The following is a 12,641-nucleotide window of genomic DNA, read 5'->3' as shown; positions in this document are numbered from 1 at the left end:
GCGCGATCCCCGCAACTACCTGGCCTTTCTCGGCCTCGCCGCCGCCCTCTGCTGCTACAAACGACTCATCCGCCTCACCACATAGGACACGGTCTTAGGGCTTCGGCGCGCCCGTCCGTGCTCCGGTGTGTCCTCCCCGTGCACCTGTCGTACGGGCTCGGCGGGAATGGCGTGGCGGGGGCACGGGCATGCTCTGGACGGGGTCACCTCCGGTGGGCCGTGCCGGAACCGGAACGCGGTGCCCTTCCCCTTTCCCCGCCCGCGTCGCACGAAGGACATCCGGTCTTGGCTCAAACGTTCCCCGAGGCGCCGTCAGCCCGCCGTCCCGGCCGCTCCTGGACCATTCGCGTGGTCGGGCACCGGGACCGCACCGCGTCGGTCACCTGTTCCTCCGCGTGCGCGATGCCGTCGCGTTCGCGCGATCTCGCGGCCCTGCGCCGCTTCGCCGAAGCCCACGCCGCCGCGCACGCCCGAGCGGCGTCGGTGCGCCACGACGCCGCCTGCGGGTGCCGGCGCGAGCGGTGCGCCCTGCACGAGGGCACGCGGGTCGCCTGCGCGGGCGCGGTCCTGCTGGTGCTGCGGCACGACCCGGCCGTGGGCCAGGTGTGGACGCTCAGCGAAGTCTGCTCCGCCTGCGCCGCCTTGATGCCGCACACCCGGGTCATCGGCCGTGCGACACCGCCACCGGCCCACGCCGGCAGTGCGGGCCCGACCGGCACCCGCGCGGTGGAGGTCGGCCCGCCGTCGGCCGCGGCCGCGGTATCGCCGCGGCTGGTGCCCGGCGGCTTCAGCGCGCCCGGCGCGAACCCGGGCGGCGCGGAACGGGTCGTGGGCCAGCGGCGCGGCGCCGACCGCCGCCGGGGACGGGCGGGAGGCGGCGGCGCGTAGAGCTGCTCCGTGGTGCGGGGGGGGGTGAGGGGCGCAGGCCCGCCTCGCGGTGCGGTCGGCGGCCGGTTCAGCCGCCGTGCTCCGGACCCCGCTGAGGTCTGAACTGCCGGGGGATGCGCATCGGCAGGGCGCCCAGGGCACGGTTCTCGGGTGGTGGCGGGACGGTGGGAACGGCCGGGTGTGCCGGTTCCGGTGTGGGCCCGGCCGCCATCAGGCCGGCGATGTGGGCGCCGCTGCGCCGGCCTTCGAGGTGCAGGCGGCCGACGTTGGCGCGGTCGTCGGCGAGCAGGGTGAGGACGGCGGTGGGGCCGGCCGCGTACGTGGCGACGTATCCCCCGGTCCCGCGCACGAGGAGTTCGCAGAACTCGCCCCGCGCCGTGAGGTCCACCAGGCGGTGGCCGACACCGAGGGCGGCCGCGGTGAGGGCCGCGAGGCCCTCCGGCTGGACGCCGGGCAGGTCCTGGGCGAGGACGAGTCCGTCGACGCTGGCCGCCACCGCCCCCGTCAGCTGGGGCATGCGGGTGCGCAGCCGGTGCAGTTCGTTCAGGACCTCGGCCTCGACGGGCATGACCGGTCTCCTTTCGGCGCGAGTCGACGGCACGGCGCTCACCGGCCCGGCGGGCCCGGCAGCGGGCGGCCACCGAGGGCGTGACCCCGAGGTTACGGAAAGTGGCGGTCCCGGGTGGATGCTTTGGCATTTTCCTCTGGAACGTGCGACCCGGTCCGGGGGACGGTCCGCGGGCTCCGCGGGAGGGCTGTTCCGGGCACGGGAACAGGGCCCGCCCCGACGCGGATGGTGGGCGAGCCCTGTCCGCCGGGTCGATTGTCGGCGGCCGCCGCGGCGGGGACCACGGGTGCGCGTCCGCGTCCGGTGGTGAACGCCGCACACCCCGTGTGCGGGCCGCGCGCGGTCGGGGTGGTACCGGGTCGGTGTACCGGCCGGACCGGACCGGCCGGACCGGACCGGCCGCCCACGCGCCACGCGCCGCCCGTCGCCGCGGAGGCGGAGGCGGAGGCGAACGGCGGCGGGCGGCAGGCGGCGAGCGGCGGGCCGAGGTGGGCGACACGGCCGGTGATCTCCTCCGGTTCGACGGACCGGTGCGGCAGCGACCGGGGGTGCCGCTCGCGCGCGAAGGCGCGCCGGGCCGACGGTGATCGCCGCGCCGATACCCCGGGAGGGCCCGGCACCGGCGCGGTCCGTCCTGTGAGACCGGGTTCCACCGGTGCGTTCCTCCTGCGTACGGTCGGCCGGGTGCCGCTGCCCGCCCCCGCCGGACCGGTCGCGGGCGCGCGGCGCGGGGGTCACCCGGGTGCCCCGCTCCACGCGTGACGCGAGGCCCGGGTGGGAATGCGCACCACGACCTGTTTTGCACCGACCCCCGCTCGCTCACCCGCCCGCCGCGACGGCGATACTGGCACTCCCCCGTCGCCCTCGCTCCTCACGAAGGGACTCATGCTCACCTCCCCGACCGTCCCGGCCCCGACGCCCTCCACGGTGTGGCTGACCCGCGGCCGCCACACCGGGCCGACCGCGCCGGACGTCCTGCGCAAGAACCTCCGGTCGCTCAAGGACGCCGGCACCCTCCAGGACTTCCTGGAGGTCCCCGACGCCGACACCACCGAAGGCGAACTGGTCCTCGAAGCCCGCTGGCAGGTGCCCGGGGACGTCACCGTGCGGGCCCGGCTGACGCTCGGCGAGTGGTCCGGGCGCGGGCAGGAATGGACGCTGGTCGCGGAGGCGGAGCGGCCGTGGGACCTGCGCTGGCCGTCGCCGGCCGCCATGTTCTGGCCCTGGGACGAGGACGCCCCGTGGGGCCAGGAGACGGTCACCGGCGGCCGCTATGCCGACGTCAGCGCGCTCCCGGCGGACGACAAGGAACTGCGGCGGGTGCTGCGCGGCGCCCAGCGCGACACCTGGACCATCGACCTGCTGGTGCACGAGGCCATGACCCCCGACGAGCGGGGCCGCCGCTCCCTGGTCCCGCTGCTGCCGCCCGGACTGCACCACCGGGTCGTGGAGCACCGTGCGGCACCGCACCAGCTGCGGACCGCGAACTGGGCGCTGCGCGAGTTCGGCGTGGAGCTGCCCCGCGGCGGCGCCCTGGTGCTGCCGGGGTCGCCGGCCCCGGCCGGGTACGAGGCCGCCGACTTCACGGTGCGCAGCGTCTTCCTGGACGGCACGCACCCCACCGAGCTGCTGGACGCGGTGACCCGGTTCGCCGCCCTGCCCAAGCCGCTGCCGGACGGCGGCGAGGCCGCGCTGACCGCGCTGCGGGACGAGTGGCAGCTGCTGACGCTGGAGGAGGAGCTGGCCCGCGAGCGCAGTCTCGTGGTCAGGTACCGGGAGGCGCTGGAGGCGATGACGCAGTCCCGTGACCTGTACCGGGAGGCCGCCGAGCAGGCGCACGAGGCGCTGAAGGCCTACCGGGAGGCGGCCGGGCCGGGCGAGCCCGCGCAGCCGGCCGCCCGGCCCGCCGGCTCGCCGTTCCAGCAGCTGGGCCGGACCCTGGAACGCCTCCGCGAGACGGCGAAGGGCCTGCGCCCGGCCAGCGCCGAGAGCCCGCGGGAGCGGGAGCCGGCCGGCGACGAGGCCGGGTAGCCCGGCCCGGCCCGCGCGCCCCCGGTGCGCCCCGCGGCCGTTTCCCGCCCCGCGGGACGTGTCGAGCGCCGTCCGCTGGATACGCGGTCCCCACGGCACGACGGGTCTTCGAAGGGATCCACGAGCGAAGGGGTCCACGACATGGGCAGCGAGCAGCAACCCGCGCACGGCGCCGGCGCACCGCCTCCGTACCGCTCCGAGACGACGCTGCGGGTCAACGGCAAGCCGCACACCCTGACGGTGGACCACCGGCGCGTCCTGCTGGACCTCCTGCGGGAGGACCTGGACCTCACCGGTGCCAAGAAGGGCTGCGACCACGGCCAGTGCGGCGCCTGCACGGTCCTGGTCGACGGCCGGCGGGTGAACAGCTGCCTGCTGCTCGCGGTGGCCGCCGACGGCTGCGACGTCACGACCGTCGAGGGGCTGTCGGGTGACGGCGAGGAGCCGCACCCGCTCCAGCGGGCCTTCCTGGCACGCGACGCCTTCCAGTGCGGCTACTGCACACCGGGGCAGATCTGCTCCGCGGTCGGCGCCCTCGCCGAGGCGGAGGCCGGCCACCCCTCGCACGTCACCGGCGCGGGAGCGGTCCGCGGTCCGGTGCCGCTCGACCGGGAGGAGATCCGCGAGCGGCTCAGCGGCAACCTGTGCCGGTGCGGGGCGTATCCCCGCATCGTCGACGCGGTCGAGGACGTGATCCGGTGAAGCCCTTCGCCTACGTACGGGCCGGCAGTCTCGCCGAGGCCGCCGACGCCTACGCCTCCCACCCCGGCGCCCGCTACCTGGGCGGCGGCACCAACCTCGTCGACCTGATGAAACTCGGCGTCGAGCGGCCCACCACGCTCATCGACGTCACCCGTCTGCCCATGGACGGGGTGACGGAGCTGCCGGACGGTTCGCTGCGGGTCGGCGCGCTGGTGCGCAACAGCGACCTGGCGGCGCATCCGCTGGTCCGCGAGCGCTACCCCGTCCTGTCGCAGGCGCTGCTCGCCGGTGCCTCCGGTCAGCTGCGCAACGCCGCGACGACCGGCGGGAACCTGCTCCAGCGCACCCGCTGCCCCTACTTCCAGGACGTGTCCAAGCCCTGCAACAAGCGGGAGCCGGGCACTGGCTGCGGCGCGCTGGCCGGCGTGCACCGCGATCACGCGGTGCTCGGCCACTCCGAGCACTGCGTCGCCACCCACCCCTCGGACATGGCGGTCGCCCTGGCCGCGCTGGACGCCGAGGTCGAGCTGTACGGCCTCGCGGGCGTACGGCGGGTGCCCGCGGCGGAGTTCCACCGGCTGCCCGGTGACCGGCCGGAGCGGGACTCCGTGGTGGAGCCGGGCGAGCTGGTGACCGCGGTCCTGCTGCCGGCCGCCACGGCCGGGGTGCCGTCCGCGTACCGCAAGGCCCGCGACCGGGCGTCGTACGCCTTCGCGCTGGCGTCCGTCGCGGTGGTCCTGAAGGTGTCGGACGGCGTGGTCGCGCACGCGGGGATCGCGTTCGGGGGGCTGGCGCACCGGCCCTGGCGGGCCCGGCGGGCCGAGGAGGCGCTCGTGGGGGCGGCGCCGACCGGGGCGGCGTGCGAGCGTGCCGTCGGCCTCGAACTGGAGCAGGCCCGGCCGCTGCCCGGCAACGCCTACAAGGTGCCCCTCGCCCGCAACCTCGCCGTCGACGTCCTCGGGCGGCTCGCGCACGGCGGCTCGGCACCGCACGGGGAGGACGCGTGAGGTCACCCGCCACGGGCGCTCCGGCCGAGCGCCGGGAAGGCCGCGAGAAGGTCACCGGCACCGCCCGCTACGCCGCCGAGTTCCCCGCCCCCGGGCGGCTGTTCGCCCGTCCGGTGCCCGCCGGGGTGGCCCGCGGCCGGGTGACGGGGGTGGACGCTTCGGCCGCGCTCGGCCTGCCCGGCGTCGTGTCCGTGCTCACCCACGAGAACGCGCCGCGGCTCGCCGAGCCGGACGATCCGATCCTCGCCGTGCTCCAGGACGCCCGTGTGCCGCACCGGGGCTGGTTCGTCGCCCTGGTGGTGGCGGACAGCCCGGAGGCCGCGCGGGCCGGCGCCGCCGCCGTGCGCGTCGACTGCTCGGCGGAGCCGCACGACGTCACGCTGTCCGAGACGCACCCGGACGCCTACGAGCCCGAGGAGGCCAACGGCGGCCATCCGGCGGTCCGCGAACGCGGCGACTCCCGGCGGGCGTTCGCGTCCGCGGCCGTCCGGGTCGACGTCGGCTACCGGGTGCCGCCCCTGCACAACCACCCCATGGAGCCGCACGCCAGCACCGCGCACTGGGACGGGGAGCACCTGACGGTGCACACCTCCAGCCAGGGCACCACGACCGTACGGGACGTGCTCGCCGCTGTGTTCGGGCTGGCCGGGGAGCGGATCACCGTCGTCGCCGAGCACGTCGGCGGCGGCTTCGGCTCCAAGGGGACGCCCCGGCCGGACGTGGTGCTCGCCGTGATGGCCGCGCTGCGGCACACCGGGCGGCAGGTCACGGTCGTCCTGCCACGCCGTTTCCTGCCCTCGGTGGTCGGGCACCGGGCGCCGACCCTGCACCGGCTGCGCCTGGGCGCGGACGCCGACGGCCGGCTGACCTGCCTGGACCACGAGGTCACCACGCACACCTCCCGCGTGAAGGAGTTCGTGGAGCAGGCGGCGGTACCGGGCCGCGTCATGTACGCCGCCCCGCACAGCCGTACGGCGCACCGCGTGGTCCCCCTCGACGTGCCGAGCCCCTCGTGGATGCGGGCGCCCGGGGAGGCGCCGGGCATGTACGCGCTGGAGTCGGCCGTGGACGAACTCGCCGTGGAACTGGGCATGGACCCCGTCGAGCTGCGGGTGCACAACGAGCCGGAGACGGAACCGGACAGTGGCCGGCCGTTCAGCAGCCGTCACCTCGTGGAGTGCCTGCGCGAGGGGGCGCGCAGGTTCGGGTGGGAGCGGCGCGATCCGCGTCCGCGCTCCGGCCGGCAGGGCCCGCTGCTGGTCGGGACGGGCGTGGCCGCCGCCACCTACCCGGTGCTGGTGTCGCCGTCGACCGCGGCGGCCCGTGCCCTGCCCGACGGGAGTTTCCTCGTCGAGGTCAACGCCACGGACATCGGCACCGGGGCCCGTACCGTCCTCGCGCAGATCGCGGCGGACGCTCTCGACGTGCCCCTGGAGCGGGTCCGGGTCCGGCTCGGCAGCAGCGACCTGCCGTCCGCCCCGCTGGCCGGCGGTTCCTCCGGTACGGCGTCCTGGGGCGGGCCGGTCCACGAGGCGTGCGTCCGGCTCGCGCACCGGCTGGCCGCCTTCCCGGGGCCCGTGCCCGAGCACGGCCTGGTCGAGCACGCCGACACCGCCGGTACCGCCGACGCGGACTCCGGGTACGCCCGGCACGCGTTCGGGGCGCACTTCGCGGAGGTCGCGGTGGACACGGTGACCGGCGAGGTGCGGGTGCGCCGGCTGCTCGGGGTGTACGCGGCGGGGCGCATCCTCAACGCCCGCACCGCCCGCTCCCAGTTCGTCGGCGGCATGATCATGGGTCTGGGCATGGCGCTGACCGAGGGCAGCACGATGGACGCCGCGTTCGGCGACTTCGCGGAGTCCGACCTGGCGTCGTACCACGTGCCCGCGCACGCGGACGTGCCGGACGTCGAGGCGCACTGGGTCGAGGAGGACGACCCGCACCTCAACCCCATGGGCAGCAAGGGCATCGGGGAGATCGGCATCGTCGGCACGGCCGCCGCGGTGGGCAACGCGGTCCACCACGCGACCGGCGTCCGTTTCCGTGAACTCCCCCTCACCCCGGACCGGGTGCTCACCGCGCTGCCGGAGTCCGGCCGCTGAACCGGCGCCCGCCCCGGCCACGCGCGTCCGCGCGGGCGGGGCGGGCGCACGGGCGTGTCGAACGACACCCGGTCGGCGCGATTTCCCTCCCCCGGACGGGGCATTCGGCAGACGAGAACGGGGAATCGACAGTCGGGGAACCACCGGACACCGCGCGACGGACCGCGCACAGGGAGGGCCCGTGGATGCGACCACCACGCTCGTCACCGCCGCCGCGGTAGTGGCGGTGGCGCTGTTCGCCGTGGCCGCCACCGTCATGGTGCGGCTGGTGCGGGCCCGGCGCGGCCTCCGGCAGGCGGGCCTGCCGACCGGGCCGCGCTGGGTGTTCTGGGGCGCGGTCGCGTACTTCGTCCTCCCGGCCGACCTGCTGCCCGACCCGGTCTACCTCGACGACATCGGCGTCCTGCTCCTCGCCCTGCGCTCGCTGCGCCGCGCCCCCGGCCCCGCGGACTCCGCCAACTGACCGCTCGGGAAGACGTTTTCACTCCGCACGAGGCTCATCGCCCCTGCTCAGCTCCCTGTGCCCGGCCCGCCCCGGCGGCGATCACGGAGAGTGAGGAAACCAACCACCCGTTCGATTCGTATAAGTGACTGAAGGTCGCACCACAGCAGCGGGCCCGAGTGACGTCGCACGGTGGCACCGCTTGATCGACGCAGTACCGACGAGGGAGAGACGATGCAACCGTTCGCGCTCAACTACGCACGCCCGGCGGCGGAGTTGGAGTTCACCACTCCGTACGCCTATGACCCAGGAATGCAGTTGAACGTGCTCCTCGACGGCCGGATCGCCGCCCGCGACCACGCCCTGCTGAGAGAGCTCGGGACGACGACCTCCACAGCGGGCTCCAAGACGCACTTCGACGACTGAGCGCGGCGGCCGAGATGACCGTGCTCATCCTCACCAGTGAAGAGGACGTCACGGCGGACATGGTGGTCGTGCACCTGAACGCCGCCGGCGTCCCCGTCGTGCGGCTCGATCCCGCCGACCTGACCGGTTCCGTGGCGCTCTCCGGGGAGTACGTGCACGGCGCCTTCCGGGGCCATCTGTCGTCCGCGGGACGGCTGGTGGGCATCGACTCGCTGCGTTCGGTGTGGGTCCGCCGGCCCGGCGCGGCGGCGGCCCGCGCCCCCGACCCGTCCGCGTGGCTCACGGAGGAGGCCTCGCAGGCGCTGTACGGGATGCTGCGCGGCGGTGAGGCGCGCTGGATGAACCATCCGGACGCGTCCCGCCGGGCCCGGCACAAGCCGTGGCAGCTGCGGCTGGCCCAGCGCAGCGGGCTGCCCGTGCCGGCCACGCTCATCACGACGTTCCCGCAGGCGGCGCGGGACTTCGCCGAGCGGTACCCCGACCTGGTGGTCAAGCCGGTGTCCGGGGCGCATCCGCAGGACCCGCCCCGGGCTGTGCCCACCACCCGGGTCCCGCCCGGGGCCGACTTCGCCGCCGTCGCCTACGGCCCGACCCTGCTGCAACGGCGGGTCGCCAAGCGGGCCGACATCCGGCTGACCGCGGTGGGCGAGCACCTGCTGGCCGCCCGCAAGGAGGCCTGCGGCGACGGCGACCCGGAGGTGGTGGACGTGCGCTTCGCGCCGTCCACCGCGCCGTGGCGCCCGGTCGACGTCCCGCCGCGCCTGGCCGAGGCCGTGCGGACGTATCTGCGCGGGGCGGAACTGGCCTACGGCGCCTTCGACTTCGCGGAGGACGCCGACGGCACGTGGTGGTTCCTGGAGTGCAACCAGTCGGGCCAGTTCGGCTTCGTCGAGGTGGACACCGGCCAGCCGATCGCCCGCACCATCGCGCGGTGGCTGGCCGGAACTCCCCCGCGAGGGCCGGCCCGGGACGCGGACCGCTGTGGTTCGGCGGTCTGAGGCCGGGGACGGCCTCAGACCGCCAGGGACAGGCCGCTCTCCTCGTCCCGCTCGCCGTCCCTCGTCGTGACGTCCTGCGCCGCGTCCGTCTCCTGCTTCGGCAGCCGGGCCGCCGGCGGCCGCACCTCGGCGGCGAGCAGGGCGTCCGCGGCGGCGACCGCCTCACGGACGTCGGACGTGGCCATGAGGACGCACAGCGTGTAGGTGACGTCCTCCAACTCGCGAGCCGTCTGCGGTGTCTCCCGCTCCGCCTGAGCGATCCTCAGCGTCGCGTAACGGGTGAGCAGCGTCCTGACGGTCTTCGGGTCCGGAACGATCACGAGCGCCCCTTTCTCCAGGTGTGGTGGGCGTCGTGTGCCCGGACCCGGGTGATTCATGCACGGATGGGGCGCGTGTCACCCTCCGGGGGTATGTTTTTCGCCATCCGGCCCAGTGGTCCCCGGGCACCGGGCCTGTCGTGCCGATCCCGTGCCGATCCCGTGCCGCCCCGGCGGGCGGCCCCGTGGCGTCAGGCCACCTGCCCGCTGTGCAGGGCCGCGTAGGCGCCGCCCCGGCGCAGGAGTTCCTCGTGCGTGCCGGTCTCCAGGATCCGCCCCTCCCCCATGACCACGATCCGGTCGGCGCCGCGCACCGTGGACAGGCGGTGCGCCACCACGAAGGTGGTGCGTCCGTGCAGCAGCCGGGCGAGTGCCTGCTGGACCAGGGCTTCCGAGCGGGTGTCGAGCGCGGACGTGGCCTCGTCCAGGATGAGCACCTTGGGGTCCCGGATCAGCGCGCGGGCGATCGCCAGCCGCTGCTTCTGTCCTCCCGACAGGCGTGCCCCCCGCTCGCCGACCAGGGTGTCTAGTCCCTGGGGCAACCGGTCGACGAACTCGAGGGCGTTGGCGTCGCGCAGGGCCGCGCGGACCGCTTCCTCGTCGGCCTCGTCCTCCATGCCGTAGGCGACGTTCTCGCGGACGGTGCCGTCGAAGAGGATCGACTCCTGCGGGACCACCGAGACGAACCGCCGGTAGGTGCGCAGGTCGAGGGTGTTCATGTCGGTGCCGTCCAGCAGCAGCCGGCCCGCGGTCGGCCGGATGAAGCCGATCACGAGGTTGAGCACGGTCGACTTGCCCGCGCCGGAGGCGCCGACCAGGGCGACGGTCTCGCCCGGCGCCACGGACAGGGTGAAGTCGCGCACCGAGGGCCGGCCGCCGTCGTAGGCGTGTCCGACGGCCTCGAAGTCCACCGCGCCGTGCAGCGCGGTCAGTTCGGCCTTGCCCTCGTTGTCCTCCAGTTCGGGCGCCTGGAGGACCTCGCCGACCGAACGGACCGACTCCAGGCCCTTGGTGATGACCGGTGCCAGGCCGGTCAGCGTGGTCGTGGAGTTGGTCAGGGTGGTGAGGAAGGCGCTGAGCATGACGACGTCACCGGGGGTGACGCCCCAGACCTCGTAGTACGACACGAGGGCCGCGCCCGCCAGGACCAGCACGCCGACCACGTTGAGCACGACCCAGGAGATCGAGCCGAAGCGGCCGTTGACCAGGTCGAGGCGCATCCCGGAGGTCAGCAGGCGTCGCAGGGTGCCGTCCATGCGGGTGATGGCCTTGCCCTCCAGGCCGTGGGCGCGGGTGACCGGGATCAGCCGGGTCATCTCCGTGACGCGTGAGGAGAGGGTCTCCACCTCGTGGCGGAAGTGCTCGTTGTGGGCGCGCAGCCGGGAGCGCAGGCGGGCCACGACGAACGCGGCGACGGGCACCACGATCAGGAAGACGGGCACGAACTCGGGGGTGCGGACGGCGATGATGACGAGTCCGCCGGTGAGCACGGTGATCGCGCCGAGCCCGTTCTCCGCGGTCTGCTGCACCATCTGCTCGACGGCCTCGACGTCCCGGACGACCTTGGCCTGGAGCACTCCGGCGCTGACCCGCGAGTGGTAGCCGATGGACAGTTGCTGCATGCGGGTGCACAGGGCGGAGCGCAGGGTGGTGCCCATGCGGCGGACGCTGCCGTACAGGAGGCGGACGTAGAGCAGGTGGAGCGGGTAGTTGACGATCAGGATGAAGAGGATGACGCCGGTGCTGGTCCACAGGCGGCCGATGGGCTGGTGCTCGACGACGGTGTCGATGATGGACGCGGTGATGAGCGGCAGCAGCCAGATGGGGCTGTGCTTGACGGTGAAGACGACGACCGCGCCGGCCAGCCGGTGCCGGTCGGCGCGGAAGAGGTAGGCGAGCGTGCGGATCGGGTGCTCGTCGCGGTAGCGGTGGTCGAGGGGTCTGTCGAGCGACGACGCCATCGGCGGTGGTCCTTCCCCGGGTTCGGGATGCGGGAATCAGGTGGGGGTGCGGGTCCCGAGCGTAGAGCAAGCGCTTTCTATCCTGGTCGACAGGACCGCACCCGGGTGGCGTGCCCGGCGGCACGACCCGTTCCCGGGTCCCATGCCCGTTCCCGGGTCCCGTGCCCCGGCGGTGTGCCCCGTCCCGCGTCCCGTCGGCGCGCCCGGTCAGGCCGCGTCCAGCTCCGCCAGCTCCTCCGCCGTGAGGACCAGCTCGGTCGCCGCGGCCGAGTCGCGGATCGTCTCCGGGCGGCTGGCGCCCGGAATGGGCACCACCACCGGCGACTTGGCGAGCATCCAGGCCAGGCACACGCGCTGCGGGCTCACCCCGTGCCGCTCGGCGATCCGGGCGAACGGCGCGTGGGCGGAACCGAGTTCACCGGCGCGGGAGATGCCGCCGAGCGGGCTCCAGGGCAGGAAGGCGATGCCCAGCTCGTCGCACAGGCGCAGTTCGGGCTCGCTGGAGCGGAAGGCGGGCGAGAACTGGTTCTGCACGGAGACCAGCCGGCCGCCCAGGATGTCGTTCGCCAGCCTGATCCGGCCGGGGTCGGCGTTGGAGATGCCGGCCGCGAGGATCTTTCCCTCGTCGAGCAGTTCGCGCACCGCGCCGACCGAGTCGGCGTACGGGACGCGCGGGTCGGGGCGGTGGAACTGGTAGAGGCCGATCGCCTCCACGCCGAGCCGGCGCAGCGAGGCCTCGCATGCCTCCTTGAGGTGCCGGGGGCTGCCGTCGAGGGTCCAGCTGCCGTCGCCGGGGCGCAGATGGCCGCCCTTGGTGGCGACCAGCACGTCGGCGCCCCGGTCGTGGGAGGCGAGGGCCTTGGCGACGAGGGTCTCGTTGTGGCCGACCTCGTCGGCGTGCAGGTGGTAGGCGTCCGCGGTGTCGATCAGGGTGACGCCGGCGTCCAGCGCGGCGTGCACGGTGGCGAGGGAGCGTGCCTCGTCGGGGCGGCCCTCGATCGACATGGGCATGGCTCCCAGCCCGATCGCGCTGACCTCGACGTCACCGATGCGGCGGGTGTGCATGGCTCGTGACCTCTCTCGGCGGTGGGGCGTGACGAAGTCCGGTGCACCGGAAGGTGAGCGCGGTGCACCGGACGCGTTCCAGCCTGGCCCCGGCGGGCCTTTGAGGTCCAATGGAAGAAAGCGAACGCATTCAG

The 12,641-nt window shown here is 74.9% G+C and carries 12 protein-coding genes; 8 read left to right on the top strand and 4 right to left on the bottom strand.

What is annotated here, in order from left to right:
* Positions 1-285 precede the first annotated feature (285 nt).
* Positions 286-888, top strand: coding sequence for a hypothetical protein (locus tag ACH4N1_RS20230; RefSeq protein WP_398098775.1), 603 nt, complete (start codon positions 286-288; stop codon positions 886-888).
* A 67-nt stretch (positions 889-955) separates the two neighbouring features.
* Here the strand turns inward: ACH4N1_RS20230 and ACH4N1_RS20225 are convergent, their stop codons facing one another.
* Positions 956-1,456, bottom strand: a complete 501-nt coding sequence (locus ACH4N1_RS20225; RefSeq protein WP_398098774.1) for a roadblock/LC7 domain-containing protein — start codon at positions 1,454-1,456, stop codon at positions 956-958.
* Positions 1,457-2,341: 885 nt separating this feature from the next.
* Here ACH4N1_RS20225 and ACH4N1_RS20220 point away from each other — a divergent pair.
* The 7 genes from ACH4N1_RS20220 to tgmB all read left to right on the top strand — a co-directional run bounded on the left by ACH4N1_RS20220 (position 2,342) and on the right by tgmB (position 9,164).
* The gene (locus ACH4N1_RS20220) at positions 2,342-3,487 is read left to right on the top strand and encodes a hypothetical protein (protein WP_398098773.1); all 1,146 of its coding nucleotides are present in this window, start codon (positions 2,342-2,344) and stop codon (positions 3,485-3,487) included.
* A gap of 141 nt (positions 3,488-3,628) precedes the next feature.
* Positions 3,629-4,189, top strand: coding sequence for a 2Fe-2S iron-sulfur cluster-binding protein (locus ACH4N1_RS20215; protein ID WP_398098772.1), 561 nt, complete (start codon positions 3,629-3,631; stop codon positions 4,187-4,189).
* Positions 4,186-5,196 (top strand): FAD binding domain-containing protein, encoded by a 1,011-nt coding sequence (locus ACH4N1_RS20210; RefSeq protein ID WP_398098770.1) that lies wholly within the window; start codon positions 4,186-4,188, stop codon positions 5,194-5,196. Before ACH4N1_RS20215 ends, ACH4N1_RS20210 begins: the two co-directional genes overlap by 4 nt.
* Positions 5,193-7,298, top strand: coding sequence for a xanthine dehydrogenase family protein molybdopterin-binding subunit (locus tag ACH4N1_RS20205; RefSeq protein ID WP_398098768.1), 2,106 nt, complete (start codon positions 5,193-5,195; stop codon positions 7,296-7,298). The genes ACH4N1_RS20210 and ACH4N1_RS20205 overlap by 4 nt, the downstream gene beginning before the upstream one ends.
* A gap of 181 nt (positions 7,299-7,479) precedes the next feature.
* Positions 7,480-7,761 (top strand): DUF1232 domain-containing protein, encoded by a 282-nt coding sequence (locus ACH4N1_RS20200; protein WP_398098766.1) that lies wholly within the window; start codon positions 7,480-7,482, stop codon positions 7,759-7,761.
* A 213-nt stretch (positions 7,762-7,974) separates the two neighbouring features.
* Positions 7,975-8,166 carry a putative ATP-grasp-modified RiPP gene (gene tgmA / locus ACH4N1_RS20195; RefSeq protein ID WP_363090027.1) on the top strand — a complete coding sequence of 64 codons (192 nt, stop codon included), beginning with the start codon at positions 7,975-7,977 and terminating at the stop codon, positions 8,164-8,166.
* Between the two features lie 14 nt (positions 8,167-8,180).
* Positions 8,181-9,164, top strand: a complete 984-nt coding sequence (gene tgmB, locus ACH4N1_RS20190) for an ATP-grasp ribosomal peptide maturase (protein ID WP_398098764.1) — start codon at positions 8,181-8,183, stop codon at positions 9,162-9,164.
* A gap of 14 nt (positions 9,165-9,178) precedes the next feature.
* On the opposite strand, the gene ACH4N1_RS20185 is transcribed toward tgmB, so the two are convergent.
* From ACH4N1_RS20185 to ACH4N1_RS20175, 3 genes are all read right to left on the bottom strand, one after another.
* Complete coding sequence (locus tag ACH4N1_RS20185) at positions 9,179-9,484, bottom strand: DUF5133 domain-containing protein (protein ID WP_398098762.1); 306 nt, start codon at positions 9,482-9,484, stop codon at positions 9,179-9,181.
* 188 nt (positions 9,485-9,672) lie between these two features.
* Positions 9,673-11,442 carry an ABC transporter ATP-binding protein gene (locus tag ACH4N1_RS20180; protein ID WP_398098761.1) on the bottom strand — a complete coding sequence of 590 codons (1,770 nt, stop codon included), beginning with the start codon at positions 11,440-11,442 and terminating at the stop codon, positions 9,673-9,675.
* A gap of 207 nt (positions 11,443-11,649) precedes the next feature.
* Positions 11,650-12,507 carry an aldo/keto reductase gene (locus tag ACH4N1_RS20175; protein ID WP_398098760.1) on the bottom strand — a complete coding sequence of 286 codons (858 nt, stop codon included), beginning with the start codon at positions 12,505-12,507 and terminating at the stop codon, positions 11,650-11,652.
* Positions 12,508-12,641 lie beyond the last annotated feature (134 nt).

The sequence above is a fragment of the Streptomyces sp. NPDC017202 genome, from assembly GCF_044331705.1.
Lineage (GTDB): Bacteria > Actinomycetota > Actinomycetes > Streptomycetales > Streptomycetaceae > Streptomyces.
Note: the sequence above shows the minus strand (reverse complement) of the source record. Positions and strands in the feature narration are given on the sequence as shown.

Excerpts from the sequence above, each read along its gene's own strand:
- ACH4N1_RS20225 (WP_398098774.1), bottom strand. The coding sequence starts at position 1,456 with ATGCCCGTCGAGGCCGAGGTCCTGAACGAACTGCACCGGCTGCGCACC.
- ACH4N1_RS20220 (WP_398098773.1), top strand. The coding sequence starts at position 2,342 with ATGCTCACCTCCCCGACCGTCCCGGCCCCGACGCCCTCCACGGTGTGG.
- ACH4N1_RS20215 (WP_398098772.1), top strand. The coding sequence starts at position 3,629 with ATGGGCAGCGAGCAGCAACCCGCGCACGGCGCCGGCGCACCGCCTCCG.
- tgmA (WP_363090027.1), top strand. The coding sequence starts at position 7,975 with ATGCAACCGTTCGCGCTCAACTACGCACGCCCGGCGGCGGAGTTGGAG.
- tgmB (WP_398098764.1), top strand. The coding sequence starts at position 8,181 with ATGACCGTGCTCATCCTCACCAGTGAAGAGGACGTCACGGCGGACATG.
- ACH4N1_RS20180 (WP_398098761.1), bottom strand. The coding sequence starts at position 11,442 with ATGGCGTCGTCGCTCGACAGACCCCTCGACCACCGCTACCGCGACGAG.
- ACH4N1_RS20175 (WP_398098760.1), bottom strand. The coding sequence starts at position 12,507 with ATGCACACCCGCCGCATCGGTGACGTCGAGGTCAGCGCGATCGGGCTG.